Annotated in this window: 16 protein-coding genes; 9 read left to right on the forward strand and 7 right to left on the reverse strand. The window is 73.7% G+C overall.

The window, feature by feature from the left end:
* The first annotated feature begins 8 nt into the window (after positions 1-8).
* Positions 9-1,163, forward strand: coding sequence for an N-methyl-L-tryptophan oxidase (gene solA, locus ACZ4Z4_RS14855; protein WP_468326933.1), 1,155 nt, complete (start codon positions 9-11; stop codon positions 1,161-1,163).
* Between the two features lie 43 nt (positions 1,164-1,206).
* The gene (locus ACZ4Z4_RS14860; protein ID WP_468326934.1) at positions 1,207-2,331 is read left to right on the forward strand and encodes an aromatic ring-hydroxylating oxygenase subunit alpha; all 1,125 of its coding nucleotides are present in this window, start codon (positions 1,207-1,209) and stop codon (positions 2,329-2,331) included.
* 21 nt (positions 2,332-2,352) lie between these two features.
* On the opposite strand, the gene ACZ4Z4_RS14865 is transcribed toward ACZ4Z4_RS14860, so the two are convergent.
* From ACZ4Z4_RS14865 to ACZ4Z4_RS14880, 4 genes are all read right to left on the reverse strand, one after another.
* A complete protein-coding gene (locus ACZ4Z4_RS14865; protein WP_468326935.1) occupies positions 2,353-7,005 on the reverse strand; it encodes a hypothetical protein in 4,653 nt (1,550 codons plus the stop codon).
* A 64-nt stretch (positions 7,006-7,069) separates the two neighbouring features.
* The gene (locus ACZ4Z4_RS14870; RefSeq protein WP_468326937.1) at positions 7,070-7,963 is read right to left on the reverse strand and encodes a hypothetical protein; all 894 of its coding nucleotides are present in this window, start codon (positions 7,961-7,963) and stop codon (positions 7,070-7,072) included.
* A gap of 112 nt (positions 7,964-8,075) precedes the next feature.
* Positions 8,076-9,602, reverse strand: a complete 1,527-nt coding sequence (locus tag ACZ4Z4_RS14875) for a hypothetical protein (protein ID WP_468326938.1) — start codon at positions 9,600-9,602, stop codon at positions 8,076-8,078.
* 199 nt (positions 9,603-9,801) lie between these two features.
* Positions 9,802-10,500, reverse strand: coding sequence for a GntR family transcriptional regulator (locus ACZ4Z4_RS14880; RefSeq protein WP_468326939.1), 699 nt, complete (start codon positions 10,498-10,500; stop codon positions 9,802-9,804).
* Positions 10,501-10,650: 150 nt separating this feature from the next.
* Between ACZ4Z4_RS14880 and ACZ4Z4_RS14885 the strand changes: the two genes are divergently transcribed.
* From ACZ4Z4_RS14885 to ACZ4Z4_RS14905, 5 genes are all read left to right on the forward strand, one after another.
* Entirely contained in the window at positions 10,651-11,952 is a 1,302-nt protein-coding gene (locus ACZ4Z4_RS14885) for an MFS transporter (RefSeq protein ID WP_468326941.1), read from the forward strand.
* Positions 11,949-12,740: a putative hydro-lyase gene (locus tag ACZ4Z4_RS14890; protein ID WP_468326943.1), complete on the forward strand. Its 792-nt coding sequence runs from the start codon at positions 11,949-11,951 to the stop codon at positions 12,738-12,740. The genes ACZ4Z4_RS14885 and ACZ4Z4_RS14890 overlap by 4 nt, the downstream gene beginning before the upstream one ends.
* A 111-nt stretch (positions 12,741-12,851) precedes the next feature.
* Positions 12,852-13,616: a LamB/YcsF family protein gene (locus ACZ4Z4_RS14895; protein ID WP_468326944.1), complete on the forward strand. Its 765-nt coding sequence runs from the start codon at positions 12,852-12,854 to the stop codon at positions 13,614-13,616.
* Positions 13,613-14,263 (forward strand): 5-oxoprolinase subunit B family protein, encoded by a 651-nt coding sequence (locus ACZ4Z4_RS14900; protein WP_468326946.1) that lies wholly within the window; start codon positions 13,613-13,615, stop codon positions 14,261-14,263. The genes ACZ4Z4_RS14895 and ACZ4Z4_RS14900 overlap by 4 nt, the downstream gene beginning before the upstream one ends.
* The gene (locus tag ACZ4Z4_RS14905; RefSeq protein WP_468326948.1) at positions 14,260-15,135 is read left to right on the forward strand and encodes a 5-oxoprolinase subunit C family protein; all 876 of its coding nucleotides are present in this window, start codon (positions 14,260-14,262) and stop codon (positions 15,133-15,135) included. Before ACZ4Z4_RS14900 ends, ACZ4Z4_RS14905 begins: the two co-directional genes overlap by 4 nt.
* Before the next feature lie 16 nt (positions 15,136-15,151).
* Here the strand turns inward: ACZ4Z4_RS14905 and ACZ4Z4_RS14910 are convergent, their stop codons facing one another.
* Positions 15,152-16,570 (reverse strand): HEAT repeat domain-containing protein, encoded by a 1,419-nt coding sequence (locus ACZ4Z4_RS14910; protein WP_468326950.1) that lies wholly within the window; start codon positions 16,568-16,570, stop codon positions 15,152-15,154.
* A 300-nt stretch (positions 16,571-16,870) separates the two neighbouring features.
* Complete coding sequence (locus ACZ4Z4_RS14915) at positions 16,871-17,263, reverse strand: ankyrin repeat domain-containing protein (protein ID WP_468326951.1); 393 nt, start codon at positions 17,261-17,263, stop codon at positions 16,871-16,873.
* 276 nt (positions 17,264-17,539) lie between these two features.
* Here ACZ4Z4_RS14915 and ACZ4Z4_RS14920 point away from each other — a divergent pair, with 276 nt between their 5' ends.
* Together ACZ4Z4_RS14920 and ACZ4Z4_RS14925 are read left to right on the forward strand one after the other, a co-directional pair.
* Positions 17,540-17,734, forward strand: a complete 195-nt coding sequence (locus ACZ4Z4_RS14920) for a hypothetical protein (protein WP_362994889.1) — start codon at positions 17,540-17,542, stop codon at positions 17,732-17,734.
* 37 nt (positions 17,735-17,771) lie between these two features.
* Positions 17,772-19,406: a hypothetical protein gene (locus tag ACZ4Z4_RS14925; protein WP_468326953.1), complete on the forward strand. Its 1,635-nt coding sequence runs from the start codon at positions 17,772-17,774 to the stop codon at positions 19,404-19,406.
* A 61-nt stretch (positions 19,407-19,467) separates the two neighbouring features.
* Here ACZ4Z4_RS14925 and ACZ4Z4_RS14930 read toward each other — a convergent pair whose 3' ends face one another.
* A complete protein-coding gene (locus ACZ4Z4_RS14930) occupies positions 19,468-20,967 on the reverse strand; it encodes an SCO1417 family PLP biosynthesis transcription factor (RefSeq protein WP_468326955.1) in 1,500 nt (499 codons plus the stop codon).
* Between the last annotated feature and the right edge of the window lie 72 nt (positions 20,968-21,039).

A 21,039-nucleotide genomic window follows, 5' to 3' on the forward strand; every position in this document is an offset into this window, starting at 1 on the left:
AGGCACCCGTGTCCCCCACCCATGACGTGATCGTGATCGGCCTCGGCGGCATGGGCAGCGCCGCCGCCCACCATCTCTCCGCACGCGGCGCCCGCGTCCTCGGCCTGGAAAAGTTCGGTCCGGTGCACCGACGCGGCTCCAGCCACGGCGGTTCGCGCATCACCCGCCAGTCGTACTTCGAGGACCCCGCGTACGTACCGCTCCTGCTGCGCGCCTACGAGCTCTACGACCGCCTCGAACGCGACACCGGGCGCGACATCGCCACCCTGTGCGGCGGCGTGATGCTCGGGCGGCCCGACAGCCGCACGGTGAGCGGGTCGCTGCGCTCCGCCGAAGAGTGGGGCCTGCCCCACGAGATGCTCGACGCGAAGGAGATCCGCCGCCGCTTCCCGACGCTCACCCCCGGCGACGACGAGGTGGCCCTGTACGAGGCGCGGGCGGGCCTCGTCCGGCCCGAGAACACAGTGGCCGCACACCTCCAGCTCGCCACGCGGCACGGCGCCGACCTGCACTTCGAGGAGCCCATGACCCGGTGGGAGCCGTACAAGGACGGGGTGCGCGTCCACACCGCGGAGGACACCTACACCGCCGGGCACCTGGTGGTGTGTCCAGGCGCGTGGGCGCCCGAGCTGCTGACCGACCTGGGCGTGCCCTTCACCATCGAACGGCAGGTCATGTACTGGTTCCAGCCCTCCGGAGGAGTCGGTCCCTTCCTCCCCGAGAACCATCCGATCTACATCTGGGAGGACGCGGAAGGCGTCCAGGTCTACGGTTTCCCCGCCATCGACGGGCCCGCCCTGGGAGCGAAAGTGGCCTTCTTCCGCAAGGGCACGCCCTGCACTCCGGAGACCATTGAACGGACGGTCCACGACGACGAGATCGTCGCCATGGCCGAGCAGGTGGGGCGGTTGGTCCCGGACCTTCCCGGCGGCTTCGTCAAGGCTGCCACCTGCATGTACTCCAACACCCCCGACGAGCACTTCGTGATCGCCCGCCATCCCGCGCACCCCGGTTCGGTGACCGTCGCGGCCGGTTTCTCCGGACACGGCTTCAAGTTCGTGCCCGTGGTCGGGGAGATCCTCGCCGACCTGGCGCTGGACGGCACCACCGGGCACCCCATCGACCTCTTCGACCCCAGCCGCCTCGCCGCCACACCTGCCTGAGAAGCACCGTTGAGGAGTACGAGAGTTGAGGAGTACGAGAACCGTGCCGACGACCCCCTTGCCGCCGAGTCTCATCGCGACCCTCCCCGGCCACTACTACACCGACCCGGAGATCTTCCGGCAGGAGCAGGAACGTGTCTTCGAAGCGCTCTGGTTCTGTGCGGTGCGCTCCGCCGACCTCGACGGTCCCGGCGCCTTCCGCACCGTGCGGGTGGGGCGGGAGAGCGTCCTTGTCACCCGCTCGCGCACCGGGGAACTGCGGGCCTTCCTCAACGTCTGCCGCCACCGCGGTGCCCGGCTGTGCACCGAGGAATCGGGCCGGGTGCGCCGCGCCCTGCAATGTCCGTACCACGCCTGGACGTACGACCTGGACGGCAGGCTGATCGCCGCGCCCGGCCTGGTGAAGATGGCGGACGTGGACCGCACCGCGTACGGCCTGGCGCGGGTCGCCCTTCGGGAGTGGCTCGGCTACGCGTGGGTGTGCCTGGCCGACGAGCCGCCCTCCTTCGAGGAGACCGTCATGGGCGCGGCGGTCGAACGCCTCGGCGACAAGGCGTCCATCGAGCGCTACGGCACCGAACGGCTCGCGCTCGGCAGACGCGTCACCTACGACGTGTGCGCCAACTGGAAACTGATCGTCGAGAACTTCATGGAGTGCTACCACTGCGCGACGATCCACCCGGAACTCACCGACGTGCTGCCGGAGTTCGCGGAAGGCTTCGCCGCGCAGTACTACGTGGGGCACGGTGCCGCGTTCGGCGAGGAGGTCGGCGGCTTCACCGTCGACGGCAGCGCGGGCTTCGGCCGGCTCCCCGAGGTGCCGGAGGACCAGGACCGCCGCTACTTCGCGATCACCGTGAAGCCGACCGTCTTCGTCAACCTCGTCCCCGACCACGTCATCCTGCACCGCATGTTCCCGCTGGCCGAGGACCGCACGGTCGTCGAGTGCGACTGGTTGTACGCACCCGACGTCGTCGCGTCCGGCGCCGACCTCACGCGCTCCGTGGAGCTCTTCCACCGGGTCAACACGCAGGACTTCGCGGCCTGCGAGCGCACCCAGCCCGCGATGGCGTCACGCGCCTACCGCGAGGGCGGGGTGCTGGTGCCCACCGAGCACCACATCGGGCTCTTCCACGAGTGGCTGACGAAACAGCTCGCTACGGAGTGAGTTCACTGTGGAGTGAGTTCCCTACGGGGTGACGGGGTCCGGCTGTGCGGCAGGCCGCTTGTACATCCGGGTCGCGGTGATCTCTCCGTGCACCGTCTCGCCGGCCGGGTCGTCGGGGTCGCGCTGCGGCAGGCCGGGCCGCAGGTGCTCCTCGACGCTGATGTACTTCAGGCCCGCCCGCAGGTCCGCGTCGTTCCGCAACCGGATGACCAGCGGGAACTCCGCGAGCGCGGTCGTGTCGAACAGACCGGTCGTGTAGAGCAGCTGCACACCGAGCGCATCCGAGACGGCCCGCTGGAGCTCCAGGAGGTACGTCGCGTTGGCGCGGCCGATGGGGTTGTCCAGGAAGAGCGTGCCGGCGTGCCGGTGCTTGTCGCGCCCACGGTCGTTGCTGCGCAGTGCGGCCATCGTGCAGTACAGGGCGATGGCCGCGGTCAGCAGCTGGCCGCCGGAGAACACGTCGCCCATCTGCCCGACGGGGACGCGCTCGGCGCGCAGCACGGCGTCCGGCTTGAGGATCTCGACGGCGACGCCGCGCGGCTCCAGGGCGGCCTGGACGCCGCGCAGCAGCAGCGACATGCCGTCGCGCCGCAGGTCCGAGTTCTTCTTCACGGCGGCGCGGGTGGCCTCGTCGATGACCTCACCGAGCCGCTCCACGAGCGTGGCCTGGTCGGGCTCCTCGAAGCGGACCCGCAGGAACTCCTGCCCGGACCACTCCCCCAGGCCCTCGGGCAGGCGGGAGAGGCGCTGGGCGGAGCGCAGGGTCGCGAGGGCGGACTCGACGAGACCGCGCAGGCGGTCGACGATGCTGTCGCGGTTGCGCTCCAGCTGCTCCAGCTCGTCGGTGAGGACGCGGAGCCGGGGCGCGAAGGCGTCGGCCCACTTCTTGGCGTGCTCGGGCAGCGCGGACGCGGGCAGCTCGCGGATCTGCTGGCGCGCGGGGGTGCGCACCTGTTCGTACCGCGTCGAGTTCGCGTGGCGTACGAGGATGTCGCTCGCCTCGCGGACCGCGGACTCGGCCGTCGACAGGTCGGCGGCGCAGCCGCGCAGGGAGCGGCGGGCCTCCGCGGCGGCCTGGCGGGCCTCTTCGAGGGAACCGGGATAGGCCTCGGGGGCTTCCTCCGCCTCCTCTTCATGGTGCTCGCGGAGGAGGTCCCGGAGCAGGGCCGCGGTCTCGTCGAAGCCCCCGGCCGCGTCCTCGGTGACACGGTGGGTGTGCAGCAGGGCGGCGTGCGCCTCCTTGGCGCGGCTCAGCGCCTCGGTGTGCGCGGCCAGTTCGCCGGTGGCGGTGCGCAGGAGCGACTGGGCCTGCTCGGCGTCGCCGGGGACGAGCTCTTCGGGGAGCTCGGTGTGGGCGTCGCCGTCCTCGGGGGCGTGCCGCTCGGCCTCGCCGCGCAGCCGGCCGAGCTGCTCGCTCGCGGCGGACGCGCGGGCCTCGATGAGCTGGACCTGGGCCTCGGCGCGCGCGGCGGCGGCCTGCCGGGACGGGCCGTCGGAGCCGTCGGTGCCTTCGAGGAGCAGGGCGGCGCGGGTGCGCACCTTGTTGCTGAGCCGGTCGAGCTCGGCGAGGGCGGCGCTCTCGTCGCTCTCGGCGCGGGCCTGCTCGGCCCGGAGGTCGGCGCCGACGCCCACCTTCTCGTAGAGCTGGGACGCCGCGCGGTAGGCCTCGCGCAGGGCGGGCAGGGACGCCTTCGGGGCCTCGCTCTCGGCGGGGACGTCCTCGGGGGCGCCGGCGATCTCGGCGCGCTCGGCGCGCAGCGCGCGGGCGGTGCGGCGGGCGTCGTCGGCGGCGCGCTGGGCGGCACGGCGGTCCTCGTCGGCGGCGCGGGCGCGGTCCAGGCAGGTCTGGGCGCGGGCCTCGTACTCCACGGCGTCGTCGGCCAGTTCGCGCAGCTTGGCCTGCCATCCGGCCCGCTCGCGGAGGCGGAAGGCGAGGCCCGCGAGGGCGTCGGCGGAGCGCCGCGCGCGCTGGGCGGCCTCCTGGCGCTCGTCACGCACGCGTGCCGCCTCGCTCGCGGCCTCGTCGGCCTCGGCGCGCGCGGTGCGGGCCTCGGTGAGCTCGGCCTCCGCCTCCTCGGCGAAGGCGCGCGCCTCCGCGGCCGCGGAGGCGAGCTCGGCGAGCCGGCCGCTGGGGCAGCCCGCGCGCCAGGAGGCGAGGCGGGCGGCGAGCTCGCGGTCCTTGCCGAGCCGGGCGGCGAGCGCCCGGATCTCCTCGTCCCGCCGCGCGGCCCGCGCGCGGAGCGCCTGCCGCTCCTCGTCGGCCGCGTGCTCGTCGTGCATGGCCGGGTTCGGCGGTACGAGGAAGACGCCACTGTCCGCCGCCTGCTCGCTCGGCGTGGGGGCGAGGAGGGCGGCGGCGGTGCCGACGGCGACGGCGGAGCGGGGCAGCAGCGCGGCGTCGGCGAGGGCTTCGCGGGCGCGGGCGTGCGTGTCGGGGTCGGTGATGACCACGCCGTCGACCAGCTCGGGCCGGGCGGCGAGCACGCGCGCGTGGTCGGCGGGGTCGACGGCCTGCGCGAGGTAGCGCCAGCCGGGCAGTGCGGGGATGCCGTGCTCGCCGAGGAACTCGACGGTGGCGAGGACGTCGGGGCCGGGCGGCAGGAGTCCGCCGTCGCCGAGGGCGCCGAGGATGCGGGAGTCGTCGGCGGCCGCGGTGCGCAGCTCGAACAGCTGTCGCTCGGCGGAGGCGACGCCGTCTTCGAGGAGGGCCTTCAGGTCGTCCGCGGAGCGGTCGAGCTCTTCCACGGAGAGGGCGCCGTCTCCTCCGGAGAGGGCGCTTTCCGTGCTGTTCCCGGCGGCTTGGCGGGGCTGCGGCACTGTGGCGGACGCGGTCGGCAGGCTCAGCAGCTCGGCGAGCCGGTGGTCCCGCGCGATGGACTCGGCGGCGCGGAGCTCCGCGTCGTGGGCGGCCTCGGCGGCGGCCGCGGCGTCCGAGGCGCGGGCCGCGGTCAGCTCGGCGCGGGCCTCCGCGGCGGCGGTCTCCTTGGCGTGGTCGGCGGCCCGGCGGGCGGCCTCGCGGGCGGTGTCCCAGGCGGCGACGGTGGTCTTCTCGGCGTCGCTCGCGGCCAGGGCGGCGCGGGCCGGGTCGGCGTCGGGGGCGGTGTCGTCGAGCCAGCCCGCGCGGACGGCCTCCGCGGTCTCCTGCTCGACCTCGGCGAGGCGCTGCTTGAGGTGGCCCGCCTCGCTGCGGGCGCGCTGGGCCTCGGTGGCGGCGGCGGTGGCGTCGCGGTGGGCGGCCTCGCCGGTCTCCTGGAGGGCCGCGGAGCGCTCCTCCTCTTCGTTGGCGAGGTTCTCCGCGCCTTCGGCCGCGGTGTGCAGGGCGCGGACGAGGTCGGAGGCGGCCTTGGCGCGGGCGGCGAGCGCGGGTGCGGCGTCGCGCTCGGCCTCGCGGATGGCGACGGCCACGCGCGCGGAGCGGTCGGCGGCCGCGCGGTGCCGCAGGACGGCTTCGGCGGCCTGCCAGGCGGCGTGCAGGGTGCGGGCGTCGGCGAGTTCGCGGCGCTGGGCGGCGGCTGCCTTCTCGGCGACGGTGAGCGCCAGGGAGGCGTGCCGGTAGGCCAGTTCGGCGGAGATCAGAGCGCTCTTGCCGCGGGCCCGCTCGGCCTCGGTGACGGTGTGGGCGGCGGCGGTGACCTGCTCGGCGAGGTCGGCGGCGCGGCCCCGCTCCTCGGCGGCGCGTGCGGAGAGCCGGCGTGCCAGGGTCCGGGTGCGGCGCTCGGCGCCCGCGTGCACGTCACGCGCGCGTGCCCGGGTGTCGGCGGCGTCGACGATGCGGCCGAGCAGGTCGACGGAGCCGGCGGTGAAGTCCCGCTCGGCCATGAGTTCGGCGCGGCGGCCGAGCTTGTTGCCGAAGCCGTGGACGAGGTCGGCGAGGCCGTCCGTGTCGCGCGTGTCGGTGACGGCGCGCAGCAGCAGGTCGGTGAAGTCGGAGTCCTTCTTGACGGCGAAGAGGCCGGCGGCCTCGCCCTCGTCGGCGTTCATCTCGCGCTGGTAGCGGAAGAGTTCGGGGTCGAGGCCGAGGTCGCCGAGGTGTTCGTTCCAGCGGTCGTGGATCTCTTCCCAGTGCACTTCGAGGTGCGGGTACGCCTTGCCGGCCTCGGTCAGCGCGTCGCGGAAGCCCTTCATGGTGCGCCGGCGTCCCTGGGCTCCCGAAGCGCCCTCCGCCGACGGCCGTACGGCGGTGGACTCGGCGACGGGCAGCGAGTCCAGGCTCATGCCGGGGCCGGGCCGGAAGGAGTACCAGGCCTCGGCGAACTTCCGCGGGTCGTTGGAGACCTGCCGTCCGCGCCATTCGCTGACCTTGCCGACGACCACGCACTCGCCGGTCAGGGTGTGCTGCCACTCCAGGGCGACGTGCCCGCAGTCGTCGGCGAGCAGGAACTTGCGCAGCACGCCGGAGCTGGCGCCGCCGAGGGTGTTCCGGTGGCCCGGCAGCATCACTGAGAAGATGAGCTTGAGGAGGACGGACTTGCCGCCGCCGTTCTCCAGGAAGAGGACGCCCGCGGGTGCGGGGCGGCGCGGCGGGCCGACCGGCTCGTCCTCGAAGAACTCCGCCTGGGCGGGCGCGGGGTCGGGTACCTCGGCGCCGACGCCGCGCAGGTCGAGCACGGTGTCGGCGTAGCGCGCACCGGCCGGACCGATGGAGTAGAGGCGGATCCGGGACAGCTCGTACATGGCGGCGGACTCTCATCGTAAGTCGTGCGGAACGGCAGGAAGTTAAGAGGGGCGGGAGCGGGGCTCAGGAGTGGAAGGGCAGCCCCGCGTCGGCGGCCAGCTCCAGGTCGTCGATGTCCTCGGGGGGCAGGAGCGTCGCGGAGCCGTCCGTGACCGGCACGACGCCGAGCTCCAGGAGCTCCGCCATGGCGGCGCTGCCCGCCATGTCGCGGACCTGGAGCTGGTAGCGGGCGGTGGTGCGGTACGTCCCTCCGGAGTCGTCTCCCGTGCGCTGAAGGAATCCGGAGTCGGTGAGGAAGGCGACGGCCTTGCCGATGATGCCGGTGGTGGAGCCGGCGAGGCGGCGGGCGTCCTTGGTGGCGCCGGTCGAGCTGCGGCGCGCCCAGATCCGCCAGGCGGCTTCGAGGCCCGGGGCGTCGGTGGCGGGGTCGGTGTTCTCGCCGTGTTCCTCGGCGCGCTCCTCCAGGCGTCGGCAGGCCTGGCGGACGAACGCGTCGACGCCGTTGACCGTGACGCGGCCGATGTAGCCGTCGTCGGCGAGGTCTTCGGGGCGGGGGAAGGCCATGGCGGCGACGGCGAGGTGGGCGAGGCCGTGCAGGAAGCGGTCGGAGGCGTCCGTCGCCGCGCGGCGGGCGTAGTCCCCCATGCGGACGGCGAAGACGGAGTCCTCGGCGGCGGTCACGGCCATGCCCGCGCGCGGGGAGACCTCCAGGACGACGAGGCCGAGTCCGGTGGCGACGGCGTCGGCGAGCCGCGCGAAGGGCGGGTCCTCGCGGTAGCGGCGGAGCAGCTCGGCGTACTCCTGGTCGCGGGCGGGCTGGAGCTTGGGCTGCAACCCGAAGGCGACGAGCCGTGCGGCGTCGGCGGCGTCGGCCGGGGTGACGGGCGCGGGGGCGGCGGGCGCCGCCGTGGAGTCCGGCTCGCCCCACGCGGCGTGCTCTGCGGGGTGGTCGGTCACGGCGTGTGCTCCTTGTGGGGGTGGTGCGCGAGGTGCTCTCGGTCTGGGCGGTGCGCGCGGTCGGGGTGCCGCGTGGGGGGTCCGGGGCGGCGTGCGGGAGGGGTGGGCATGGTCAGGCGGCCTCCGTCCGGTCGGCCGCCATGCCGGCGGCGTCCAGGAGGGCGGTGCCGACGATGAGGTCGGCGCCGCCGAACTCCTCGTCGTCGAGTTCGGTGCCGTCGTCCACGGCGAAGAGCAGCTTCTCCTCGCCCTGGCGGTAGGCGGTGCCGACGGGCGGGCTGGCGGCGTGCACGGCCAGCAGGGCGACGAGGTAGGGCAGTTCGGGATCGCGGCGGCGGGCATCGGCGAGCAGTCCGGAGAGGCGGCGCGGCGCGTCGGCGGGCAGGTCGAGGAGGTCCATGGCGCTGGTGAGCTGCTCCTCGCTGAAGCGGCTGTCGTCCGGGGTGGCGATGAGGTCGGGCTCGGGCATCTCGGCGCCGAGGTGCTCGCGCTCCATGGGCGGCGTCAGCAGTATGTCGACGAGGTCGCCGACGCGGACGGAGACGGGGGTGCGCAGGCCGGTGCCGCGTGCGAAGAAGGCGTCCGTCACGCGGCTCGCCTGCTCCGCCGGGAGCGGCAGGAGGGGCGCGACCAGCTGCCCGTACAGATCGAGGCCCGCGCGGGCGGTGGGGGTGGCGAAGGCCTGCCGGTCCTGCTCGGCGCGGAACAGCGGGCCGGCCTCCAGGAGGCGGGACTGCAGCTGGGTGTGGCGGCGGATGCAGTCCTTGACGATGTCGACCAGCTCGGCGGCGCGGCGCTTCTGCTCGGGGTCCTCGGACTCGTCGCGGGCCTTGCGGATGTTGGTCAGGATGGCGTTCTCGTGGCGGTAGCGGTCGGCGACGTGGTCGAGCGCCTCCGCGATCATGTCGGGGACGGCGCGGAGCCAGTCCACCGCGCGGACGTTGCGCCGGGTCGCGTCGAGGGCCTTGCGGAGGGTTTCCGAGTACTGCACGGTGCGGTAGCGGGCCTGCTCGGCGGCGAGCTGGGCGTCGGCGAGCCTGCCGCGGCTGATCAGGACCTCCAGCTTCACCTCGGCGGCGATCTGGGCGCTGGTGACGTCGGTGTCCAGGGCGCCCACCAGGACGTTGACCGCTTCGTCGGTCGTGCGGAGGTAGACACTGCCGCCGTAGCCGGGGACTTCTTCGAGGAGCTTGAAGTCGTAGTCCCTGCGGACATAGGTGCCGTCGGGGGCGAAAGTGCCGTATACGGCGCGGAAGCCGCGGTCGACGCTGCCGACGTTGATCAGGTTCTCCAGGACCCAGCGGGCGACGCGCTCGTGCTCGGCGGCCGGGCGGTGCGGGGCCTGGGCGGCGACGCGCGGGAGCAGCCTGGCGACGATCTGCTCGTGGTCGGCGCCGGTGTCGAAGTCCATGTTGAGCGTGACGAGGTCGATGGCGGAGAGGGCCACTTCCGCCATCGCGTACACCGTGTACTCGCCCGCGAGGTTGGCCTTGCGCACGTCGAGGTCGTGCAGCGGAGCCGTGCAGGCGAGGGCGCGCAGGCGGCGCGCCAGGCCCTCGTCGGCGGCCGGGCCCAGAGCGGGCCGCGGCCCCGCGCTGAGCTGGGGCGGAGCGGTGTCCGTAACGGCAGGCGAAGTCACGGTGCACAGACTAGGTCCTCGGTCTGACAACGGTCGAAACGGCGCAGACCCGGCAGCGCTCAGCAGCGGTCCCGCCCGGCCCACTCACCCTCGGTCCGACCCGCTCGACATCGGCCGAGGCCGCCCCACTCACCGCCGCTCCGCCCCGCCCAACATCCGCCCAGCCCGCCCCGTTCGCCGCCGCTCCGACCCGCCCCGCTCACCCGGTGCCGCGCCGCCCATACGCGTCGACGAGGCGGCGGCGCGAGTCGTCGAGGTACTCGGCGAGCAGCGCCTCGGCGTCGTCACGGCGGCCTTCTTGCAGCGCTTCCAGGATCTGCCGGTTGCGTGCGATGTACGGCTCGTGGAGCCGCCGGGGGTCGCCCATCACGTGGAAGGCGAGGCGCAGTTCGGCGAAGACGCTGCGCATCAGCTCGTCGGTCCTGGCGCTGCCGGCGAGGGCGACCAGTTCCCGGTGGAAGTCGATGTTGGCGGTGGAGACGCCCTTCCAGTCGCCCGCGCGCGCGGCCCGCCGGCCGTCCGCCACGGCGCGGGCGAGCCCGTCCACGGCGTACGGCGGCTGACCGAGTCCGCGCACGACGGCGCACTCGACGAGCGAGCGGGTGCGGTAGATGTCCAGTACGTCCTCGTCGGTCAGCACGCGCACGAAGACGCCGCGGTTGAGCTGGTGCTCAAGCAGCCGCTCGTGGGTGAGCAGCCTGAACGCCTCTCGCAGGGTGTTGCGGGAGACGCCGAGCGCGGCGCCGATGCTGTCCTCGGAGAGCCGCGTGCCGGGCGGGAAGAAGCCCGCGGCGATGCGGCTCCTGAGGATGTCGGCGACCCGCTGGGCCGTGCTGGTGCGCCCCAGGAGCACACGGTCGTCGGCCAGTCCGTTCACATCGGTCATCCCCTCCGCCATGCCCGGATTCAATCGCAGACAGCAGAACGAAACAACATGGGTATTGAGGGATCGTTCAACGATCCTCTACCTTGTCGGGCACCGCTCCCTTCGAGCACACCGAAGGACCGCACGCTCCAGCACCCTCCGTCCCTCTTCTGCGAGGTGCCCATGAGCACGACCCCACCACCCAGGACGGCCCCGGCCGACACACCCCCCGGCAAGGAGGAACTCCCCGACGACAGCGGCGCGTTCGGCTGGCTGCGCGCGCTCGGACCGCGCGGCCGCCGCGCCTTCGGAGGCGCCTTCGGGGGCTATGCCCTCGACTCGTACGACTACTTCACGCTGCCGCTGAGCATGGTGGCGCTCGCGGCGTACTTCGGCCTCGACAGCGGCCAGACCGGGCTCTTCACCACCGTCACGCTCGTCGTCTCCGCCGTGGGCGGCGCCGTCGCGGGTGTGATCGCCGACCGGATCGGCCGCGTCAAGGCGCTGATGATCACGGTCATCACGTACGCGGTCTTCACCGTCGCCTGCGGATTCGCCCCCAACTACGAGACCCTGCTGGTCTTCCGCGCTCTCCAGGGGCTCGGGTTCGGCGGAGAGTGGGCGGTCGGCGCGATCCTCGTCGCCGAGTACACCACCGCCAAGCACCGCGGCCGCACCCTGGGCGCGATCCAGAGCTCCTGGGCCGTGGGCTGGGGGCTCGCGGTGATCGTCTACACCCTGGTGTTCCACTTCCTGGACGACGACGTCGCCTGGCGTGTGATGTTCTGGACCGGCGCCCTGCCCGCGCTGCTCGTGATCTACGTCCGCCGCAATGTGCACGACGCCCCGGAGGCCGCCGAGGAGCGGCGCAGGAGCGCCGACAAGGGGTCGTTCACGGCCATCTTCAAACCGGGGCTGCTGCGCACCACGTGCTTCGCGGTGCTCCTGTCCACGGGCGTGCAGGGCGGCTACTACACGCTCGCCACCTGGGTGCCCACCTATCTGAAGAGCGACCGGGGCCTCACCGTCGTCGGCACCGGCGGCTATCTGACCTTCCTGATCTCCGGCGCCTTCGTCGGCTATCTGACCGGCGGCTACCTGACCGACAAGCTCGGCCGGAAACGGAACATCACGCTTTTCGCGGTCCTCTCCGCGGTCAGCATCCTGGCCTACACGAACATCCCCGACGGCGCCAACGGCCTTCTCCTCGTGCTCGGTTTTCCGCTGGGCTTCTGCATGTCGGCGATCTTCAGCGGCTTCGGTTCGTTCCTGAGCGAGCTCTACCCGGCCGCCGTGCGCGGTACGGGACAGGGCTTCACGTACAACACGGGGCGCGCGGTCGGCGCGGTCTTCCCCACCATGGTCGGCTTCCTCGCCGACAGCTGGGGCGTCGGCGGAGCGCTGGTCTTCGGAGCGGTGGGTTACGGGCTCGCCGTCGTCGCGCTGCTCGGCCTCCCCGAGACGCGTGGAAGGGAGCTCCTGTGAACGGCGACACGCGCGTGGTCCGCAGCGCCAAGGAGGCCCGTGCGGCGTTCCGCGCCGGCCGGACGAGCCCCACCGCCGGCTGGGCCGCGGGCTTCACCCAGGCCAACCTCATCTCCGTCCCCGCCGACTGGGCGTACGAGATGCTGCTGTTCTGCCAGCGCAACCCGAAGCCCTGCCCCGTGCTCGACGTCACGGACGCGGGCTCCTGGGTGACTCCGCTCGCCCCCGGCGCCGATCTCCGTACCGACCTGCCGCTCTACCGGGTCTGGGGGCACGGCGAGTTGGTGGAGGAGCCCACGGACGTCGTCGGCCGCTGGCGCGACGACCTGGTGACCTTCCTCATCGGTTGCAGCTTCACCTTCGAGTGGGCGCTCGCCGACGCGGGTGTGCCGCTGCGCCACATCGAGCAGGGCCGCAACGTACCGATGTATGTGACCGCGCGCCCCTGCCGCCCCGCGGGGCGGCTGCACGGCCCCATGGTGGTGTCGATGCGCCCCGTGCCGCCGCGGCGGCTGGCCGACGCCATCAGGGAGAGCGCCCTGATGCCCGCGGTGCACGGCAGCCCGGTGCACTGCGGCGACCCCGGCGGGCTCGGCATCGAGGATCTGGACCGCCCCGACTTCGGCGACGCGGTGACCGCAGAACCGGACGACATCCCGGTGTTCTGGGCGTGCGGGGTGACTCCGCAGGCCGCCGTGATGGCCTCCCGGCCGCCCTTCGCGATCACGCATGCGCCGGGCCGGATGTTCATCACCGACGCGAGGGACGAGCAGTACCGCGTGGTCTGACCGTCGCGGACAGCGGCTTTCGGGTACACGTACAGCAGCCTTTCGAAAACACGGGACACAAGAACACGGGCACGAGAACACGGGCTTCGAGAGCACGGGAGAGCCACGAGGATGAGCACGGCCCTGATCGATCTGAACGCGGACCTCGGCGAGGGCTTCGGCCGCTGGCGCCTCACCGACGACGAGGAGCTGCTGTCCGTCGTCACCAGCGCCAACGTGGCCTGCGGCTTCCACGCCGGGGACGCGGTCACCATGCGCCGGGTCTGCGACCTCGCCGCCGAGCGGGGCGTGCGGATCGGCGCCCAGGTCTCCTACCGCGACCTGGCGGGGTTCGGGCGGCGCGCCATGGACGTGCCCGCCGCGGAGCTGGCGGCCGAAGTGGCGTACCAGATCGGCGCCCTGGAGGTGTTCGCACGCGCGGCGGGCACGCGCGTGGCGTACGTGAAGCCGCACGGCGCGCTCTACAACCGCGTCGTCCACGACGAGTACCAGGCCCGCGCGGTCGTCGACGGCGTACTCCTCGCGGACGCCTCGCTGCCCCTCCTGGGGCTGCCCGGATCGCGTCTCCTGGAGACGGCGGAAAGGGCCGGCCTGCCGGCCGTGACCGAGGCGTTCGCGGACCGCGCCTACACCGACGAGGGCACTCTGGTCCCACGCACCGGCGAAGGAGCGGTCATCACTGAGGAGGACACCGTCGTCGCCCGGTCCGTCGGCATGGCCCGCCTGGGCGTCGTCACGTCCCAGGGGGGCCGCGAGATCGCCGTCCGCGCGCGTTCGCTGTGCCTGCACGGCGACACTCCGGGGGCGGTGGGCCTGGCCCGCCGGGTGCGGGCGGAGCTGGAGTCGGCGGGCGTGCGGGTGGAGGCCTTCGCATGAGGGTCCTGCCGGTCGGTGACCGGGCCCTGCTCGTCGAACTCGCCGACGGCACCGAGGCCCAAGCCCTCCACGCCGAGCTGCTGCGCCGCCGCGCGACGGGCTCCTTGGGGGTACGGGAGATCGTCCCGGCGGCCCGCACGGTGCTCCTCGACGGCCTCGACGAGCCGGGCCGTGTCGGGGCGGAGCTGCCCGGCTGGGAGATTCCGCCGCTGCCCGCGCGCGCGGGGGCCGTCCTGGAGATTCCTGTGCGCTACGACGGGCCGGATCTCGCGGACGTGGCGGCGCACTGGGGGGTGCCCGCGGCCGAGGTGGCGCGGATCCACTCGGCCGCCGAGTTCCGCGTCGCCTTCTGCGGGTTCGCGCCCGGCTTCGGCTATCTGACCGGGCTTCCCGCGCGCTACGAAGTCCCGCGCCGGGCCACGCCCCGCACCTCGGTGCCCCGAGGCAGCGTCGCCCTTGCGGGCCCGTACACGGGCGTCTATCCCCGCGCGTCGCCCGGCGGCTGGCAACTGATCGGCTCCACGGACGTGGTGCTGTGGGACCACGCGCGCGTGCCCGCCGCGCTGCTCTCCCCCGGCGTACGGGTCCGCTTCGTGCCGGTCGCCCCATCGGCGGAGTCATGGGCCGCGGCGGCGGGGACGCGATGACCGACCGTGCCGTGTCCGTCGTCCGGGCCGGGGCGCTGACCACCGTGCAGGACCTCGGGCGCCCCGGGCACGCCCACCTCGGGGTGCCGCGCTCCGGTGCCCTCGATTGGCCCGCGGCCCGCCTGGTCAACCGCCTGGTGGGGAACGCGCCGGACGCCGCCGTCCTGGAGACCACCCTCGACGGCTGTGCCCTGCGCCCGCGCAGGCCCGTGACGGTCGCCGTCGGCGGTGCGCCGTGCCCGGTGACCGTGGACGGCCGGCCCGCGCCCTGGGGAGCGCCGGTGCGGGTGCCCGCGGGCGCGCTCCTGGACGTGGGAACCGCCCTCTCCGGAGTACGTTGCTACCTCGCGTTCGACGGCGGAGTAGCCGTCGAACGCGTGCTCGGCAGCCGCTCGACCGACCTGCTCTCCGGCCTCGGCCCTCCCCCGCTCACGGACGGGGCCGTGCTGCCGCTGGGGCGCCCCGGCACCCCGCACGCGCGCGTGGATACCGCCCCACAGCCCGCACCGCCCCAGGAGCTGGTGCTGCGGGTGACGTTCGGGCCGCGCGCCGACTGGTGCACGCCCGCGGCGCTGGACACGCTCACCACGCGCGCGTACCGGGTGTCGTCCGCGAGCAACCGCATCGGGCTGCGCACCGAGGGCCCCGCTCTGGAGCGGGCGCTTGAGGGCGAACTGCCCAGCGAGGGCATGGTGCTGGGCGCGGTGCAGGTGCCGCCGGACGGCAGGCCGGTCGTCTTTCTCGCCGACCATCCGACCACCGGGGGCTACCCGGTGGTCGCGGTCGTGCGGGAGGCCGATCTCGCCGCGGCGGCCCAGGCACGGCCGGGCACGCCGGTGCGTTTCGTCGCGGTCGGCCGGGGCCGGGGCTGACCCGGCGGCCCCGGTGCTACATCGCGGGGGCGTCAGGCCCGATCCTGCTCCGTACCGCGGTCTGTACGTCGTCCTCCTCGGCGGGATCGGAGGCGAGCCTCCGGAGTCTGTTGACGACGCGGGCGTCGCCGGTCTCGGCGTGCCGGGCGGCGACCTCGCGGGTGGACTCCTCGCAGTCCCACAGGCACTCGACGGCGAAGCCGGCCGCGAAGGTGGGGTCGGTGGCGGCGAGCGCGCGGGCGGCGCGGCCGCGGAGGTGGGAGGAGGCGGTCTCCCTGTAGATGTGCCTCAGCACGGGGGCGGCGCAGGCGATGCCGAGGCGTCCCGCGCCATCGACGAGGGTCCACAGCGTGGGGGCGTCCGGACCCTCGCCGCGGACCGCCTCGCGCAGTGCGGCCAGGACCGGCTTGCTGTCCTGCGCGCCTCCTCGGCAGGCGAGCATCCGCCCGGCGGCGGCGCCCAGGTCGTCGGGCCGGTAGGCCCAGCGGCGGGCGCGCTCGACGGCGGCGACGCTCCGCATCCGCTCGAAGGCGCCGGTGGCGGCGTCCACGACGACCTGGGAAGGGCTCTCCGCGGCGTGCTCGATGAGGTCGAGCACCGCGGGGTCGTGGGCGTCGGCCAGATAGCGCAGGGCGGTGCCGCGCGCCCCGTCCGATCCCTCGCGGGCCGCCTCGATGATCTCGGGGCGGTCCTCGGGGCCCGCGACGGCGGCCAGACAGCGGGCCGCGGGGACGTAGAGCACGGAGCCCCGCTCCAGGCCTGCCTGCGCCCAGTCGAAGATGGCCCGGACGCTCCACTCGGGGCGCGGCCCCGAGGGCCGCATCTGGCGCTGCCAGCGGTCGAAGGAGCCCTGTTCCCGGGCGGCGCGCACGCGGGCGCCGATGTCCGGGCGGGGGTCCTCCTCCCACAGGCGCCAGGGCCGTGGTTCATAGGCGTCGCGGACGGCGGCGGCCAGGTCGGCCTCGCCCTCGGCGTCGGGGGTGAATCTGGCGAGCACGGGGGCCGCGAGGGCGCGCAGGCCCGCGTCGTCGTCCCGCAGCGCCAGTTCGTCGAGGGCCCAGGCCCAGTTGGAGCCGAACGCCGCGTACCTCCGGAGGAGTTCGAGGGCGTCCTGTCTGCCGTACGAGGCGAGGTGCCCGAGGACGGCCAGGGCGAGTCCTGTGCGCGAGTCGTCCGTGTTCAGGACGTCCTCGGCGTCGAAGAGGTGGCGCTCGATCTCACCGAGCCCGCCGTGCAGGTCGAGGTAGAGCCGGGCGTAGTACAGCGAGCGGTTCTCCACCTGCCAGTCGTGGCGGGGATCGTTCAGCACGCAGTGGTCGAGGGCGGCGAGCGCCTCGGACCGCGGGGCGGTGAGCGCGTGCAGGGTGCCGTCGCCGCGGCCCCTCTGCAACAGGCCGAGCAGCGTACCGCTGGGCGCTATGACCGGATCGAACATGGGAAACAGCCTCACATCAAGCGTCGACGCAACCGGGAATCACGCATTACCTGGCCGTGCGCCAACACGTCGGGCCGCCCGCCGTCTCTTGCTTGTCGAAGACCATCTTCCTCTGCCTCTCATCCATGGCCCAGGGGTCCCGGACGGGAGGTCCGGGGGCGGGCCGCTCACGGGCCACGCGGTGCGGCACCAACTGCCCCGCCGTCGCGTCCGTGAATCACGTCGTCATGATGACCCGGCGGTAAGCTCCGCCGCGACCACATTTCCAGCGCCCCCGTTGTTGCTGGTCAGGTACCCCGCTCAGGCGGCCCCGAACAGAGTGAGCAGTTCGGTCTTCGCGAACATGCGGGCCGTGTCGACGGCCGACGGAGTTCCCGCGGCCGGATCCGCGCCGCCGTCCAGGAGGGCCCGGATCACCGCCTCCTCGCCCTTGAAGACGGCTCCCGCGAGCGGGGTCTGCCCCCGGTCGTTGGCGCGGTTGGTGTCGGCGCCGCGCTCCACGAGGGTCCGGACCGCCTCGGCGTGGCCGTGGTAGGCGGCCAGCATGACGAGCGTGTCGCCGCTGTCGTTCGTGAGGTTCGCCGGGACGCCCGCGTCGACATAGGCAGCGAGCGCCGCGGCATCGCCCTGACGGGCCAGATCGAAGATCTTGGTCGCCAGCTCCACGACCTCGGGGTCGGGGGCTTCGCTCATGAGGGCGTCCGCCTTTCTGGGTGTGCTGCCGGTGCAGCCGTACGAGTGAATCGACAGGGTACTGCCCCCGCGGGCACATGACCCGGCCCGCCCGAGGCAAAGATCACGGCGAGAGCGGGAGCCCCTCCCGACCTGTTCCCGAAAGGCCCGACCGGACTCCGCCATTCAGGTGAAATCCTCAAAAAGTAACCCATTTGGGCCTTTTATCGCATGGATACATGCTGTGAACCTGGAAGAACTCATGGTGACTGTCCCCACGAAACCAGGAGAACCGTCATGATCCTTTCCATCTCGGGCGTCGTGCTGCTCGGCATCATCGTGTTCCTCTTCTTCCGCAAGGACGGACTGAAGGCCTCCCACGCACTGGTCTGCGCCCTCTTCGGGTTCTTCCTGGCGGGCACCGCCATCGCCCCGAGCATCAAGGCCGGCAGCGCGAGCCTGGCGAGCCTCCTCGGCGGGATCAAGTTCTGACGTCCCCGCTGTTCGCACGCATCTTCAGGAGACAGACGTGGCCAGGCGCCCACTCCCCCGCATTCTGAGCAACGGCACCGCGTCCCTCGCCCGGAGCCGGGAGCTGGCACGGTCGGCGGTCGACAGCGCCACCGATGTACTCCATCCGCTGATCACGATCACCCGCGGACTGCGCCGACTGGCTGGGGCCGGGCGGCGCAAGTGGGCCGACACGCCCAAGGACAAGCGGGGACCACTGCTGTTTCTGGTGGCCTCCGTGGTACTGGTCGTGGCGCTCGTCCCCTATGGGCCGCTGCTCGCCCTCATCTCCCTGATGGCGGCCGCCGCGTGGACGGGCCGCGAGCGCACCCCGCCGGCGCCCACCGGCCCGGACGAGGCCCAGGTGCAGCGGCTCCAGTCCTTCTACGAAGCGCTCGTCCCGTACTTCTCCGTCCCCGAGGACCCCGACCCGCTCTTCGCGCACGGCGGCGCATGGGACAAGGCCTTTCCCGAGTACGAGTTCGACGGCACCGGGCGGATCTCCCGGCTCGTCGTGCACTACCCCGCCTACTTCACGGACGGCGAGGCCGAGTCCCGCGCGCGGATCGAGCAGCTGCTGCACGCCAAGGCGGGCCGCGGCCGGGAGTACCACTTCGCGTGGGACGAGGAGGCCAACCAGCTCGTCGTCACGGTGCTGCCCCCGCTGCCCACCGACATCGCCGCCCAGCGCTTCGTCACGGCCCCCGGGGAGACCGTCCTCGGCTTCACCGACGGGACAGGCGTCCAGCGCACCCTGCCGCTGGCCGAGGTCGAGGGGCAGCGCGACGTGCCCCCCGTCGTGTGGCGCACCGGCATCCGCTCCACCGAGCCCCATCTCCTGGTCGCGGGCCAGCCGGGCAGCGGCACGACGACACTGCTGCGCTCCATCGCCCTCCAGGCGCTGCGGTACGGCGATGTCCTCGTCGTCGAAGGCAGCGGCACCGGTGACTACGCCTGTCTGACCGGCCGCGACGGGGTCCTCGGCATCGAGTGCGGGCTCTCCGGGGCGCTCGCGAGTCTCGAATGGGCGGCGCACGAGACCGAGCGCAGGCTCATCGCCGCCAACCGGGCACGGCAGGCGGGCCACCCGCCGCCGGAGGACACCAAGCGGCCCCTGTGGATCCTCCTCGACCACCCGAGCGCGCTCGGCCACCTCGCGGCGGCCGACGGGCGCACGGACCCCCAGTCGCTGCTGGAGGTCCCCCTGCGGCACGGCAGGGCGGCCAACGTGACGGTCGTGGTGGCGGACCAGCTGGACGGCCTGGACGCGCTGAGCGACGCCGTGCACCAGCACACACGCGCGCGCGTGGTGCTCGGCTACGCCACACCCGACCAGCTGGAGGACGTCCTCGGGGCGCCGCCCCACACGACGCCCACCTCGGACGTCCCGCCCGGCCGTGGCTACGCCCGGCTCGGCACGGGCCAGGTGCACCGCCTCCAGGTGCCCGCGACCCCCGATCCGTACGACGACGCGACCAGCGAGGCGCACCGGCAGGCGGTCATGGAACTGCTCCCGGAGCGCAGCACCCCGCCGGACGAGGCGGACACCGTCACCCCTGCCCCTGCCCCTGCCCCTGCCCCAACACAAGCCTCCGCACCCGCACCCGAGGCCACCGAGGCGCCGCCCGTCCGTCCCCAGGAGCTCACTACGTAGAGGGACATTTCATAGAGGGACCCTACGTAGAAGGCCATCCCGCGCAGGGACGTCCCACGGCTCAGGCCACGAAGGGATGCGCCGCCTGCGTGCCCGCCCCCGCCCCCGTCTCCACCAGCCGTGCCGCCGCCGCGAGCCGCGCCGCCGCCTCGTCGGCCACCGCGCCCCCCACGGTGAACGGCAGCCGCACATACCCCTCGAAGGCCCCGTCCACTCCGAAGCGCGGCCCTGACGGAACCCGTACTCCCACACGTTCGCCGACCTCGGCGAGGCGCGACCCCGAAACGCCCCCGGTGCGCACCCACAGGGTCAGGCCGCCGCTCGGCACCTCGAACTCCCAGCCGGGCAGCTCGCGCCGCACGGCCGCGACCAGCGCGTCGCGGTTCTCCCTTGCCTGCTCCCTGCGCACGTTCACGGCCGACTCCCAGCCCCCGGTGTTCAGCAGCCAGTTCACGGCGAGCTGTTCGAGGACCGGGGTGCCGAGGTCGGCGTACGCGCGCGCCGCGACGAGGCTGCGGATCACGTCGGGCGCGGCCCGCACCCAGCCGATGCGCATGCCCGCCCAGAAGGCCTTGCTCGCCGAGCCGACGGTGATGACGGTGGAGCCCGCCGGGTCGAAGCCGCAGACGGGGCGCGGCATGGTGAGGTCCGGGTCGAGCCCGAGCTCGCTCATCGTCTCGTCGACGACGAGGACCGTGCCGGCCGAGCGGGCCGCCTCGACGAGCTGCCTGCGCTGGTCCTCGCCGGCGAGCGCGCCGGTCGGGTTGTGGAAGTCGGCGACGACGTAGGCGAGGCGGGGCGCCGCGTCGCGCAGGACCTGCCGCCAGCGGTCCATGTCCCAGCCCTTGAGGCCTTCGGCCATGGCGACGGGGACGAGGCGGGCGCCCGCCTCGCGCATCAGCTGGAGGATGTTGGCGTACGACGGGGACTCCACGGCGATGCGCTCGCCGCGGCCCGCGAAGAGATGGCAGATCGCGTCGATGGCGCCCATGGCCCCGGTGGTCACCATGATCTGTTCGGGCATGGTGGGGATCCCGCGCGCGGTGTACCGCTCGGCGAGCATCTGGCGCAGCGCGGGCAGCCCCGCGGGGTAGTCGCCGTGCGTGTGGGCGTACGGCGGGAGGGCTTCGAGGGCGCCCTGGACGGAGCGCGTGAGCCACGGTTCGGGCGCGGGCAGCGCGGCACAGCCCAGATCGATCATGGAGCCGAGCGCCTCGGGCGGCAGCGGTTCGAGGCCACGGGCGGGGAGGGGGTTGCCTGCCGGGACGGCCGTCCAGCTGCCCGCTCCCCTGCGGGACTCCAGGAAGCCCTCGGTGCGCAGCGCCTCGTAGGCGGCGGCGACCGTGGTGCGGCTGACGGCGAGCGCCACGGCGAGCTCGCGCTCGGCGGGCAGCCGGGCGGCGACGGGCACGCGGCCTTCGAGCACGAGCAGCCTGATGCCGTCGGCGAGGGCGCGGTAGGCGGGCGGACGCCGCGCGCCGGTGCCCGCGGGGCGGTCCTGCTGGGAGGCGAGAAGACGGGCGAGCTGCGTCGACCCCATCGCCGAAGTCCACTGAGCCATGATTCCCAGTCCACCTTCCCCGAATTGGCCATGGTTGTGGTCCGGTTCCAAGCCACAGGGTGACATGCGTCG

It is taken from the genome of Streptomyces sp. NPDC030245, from assembly GCF_055572995.1.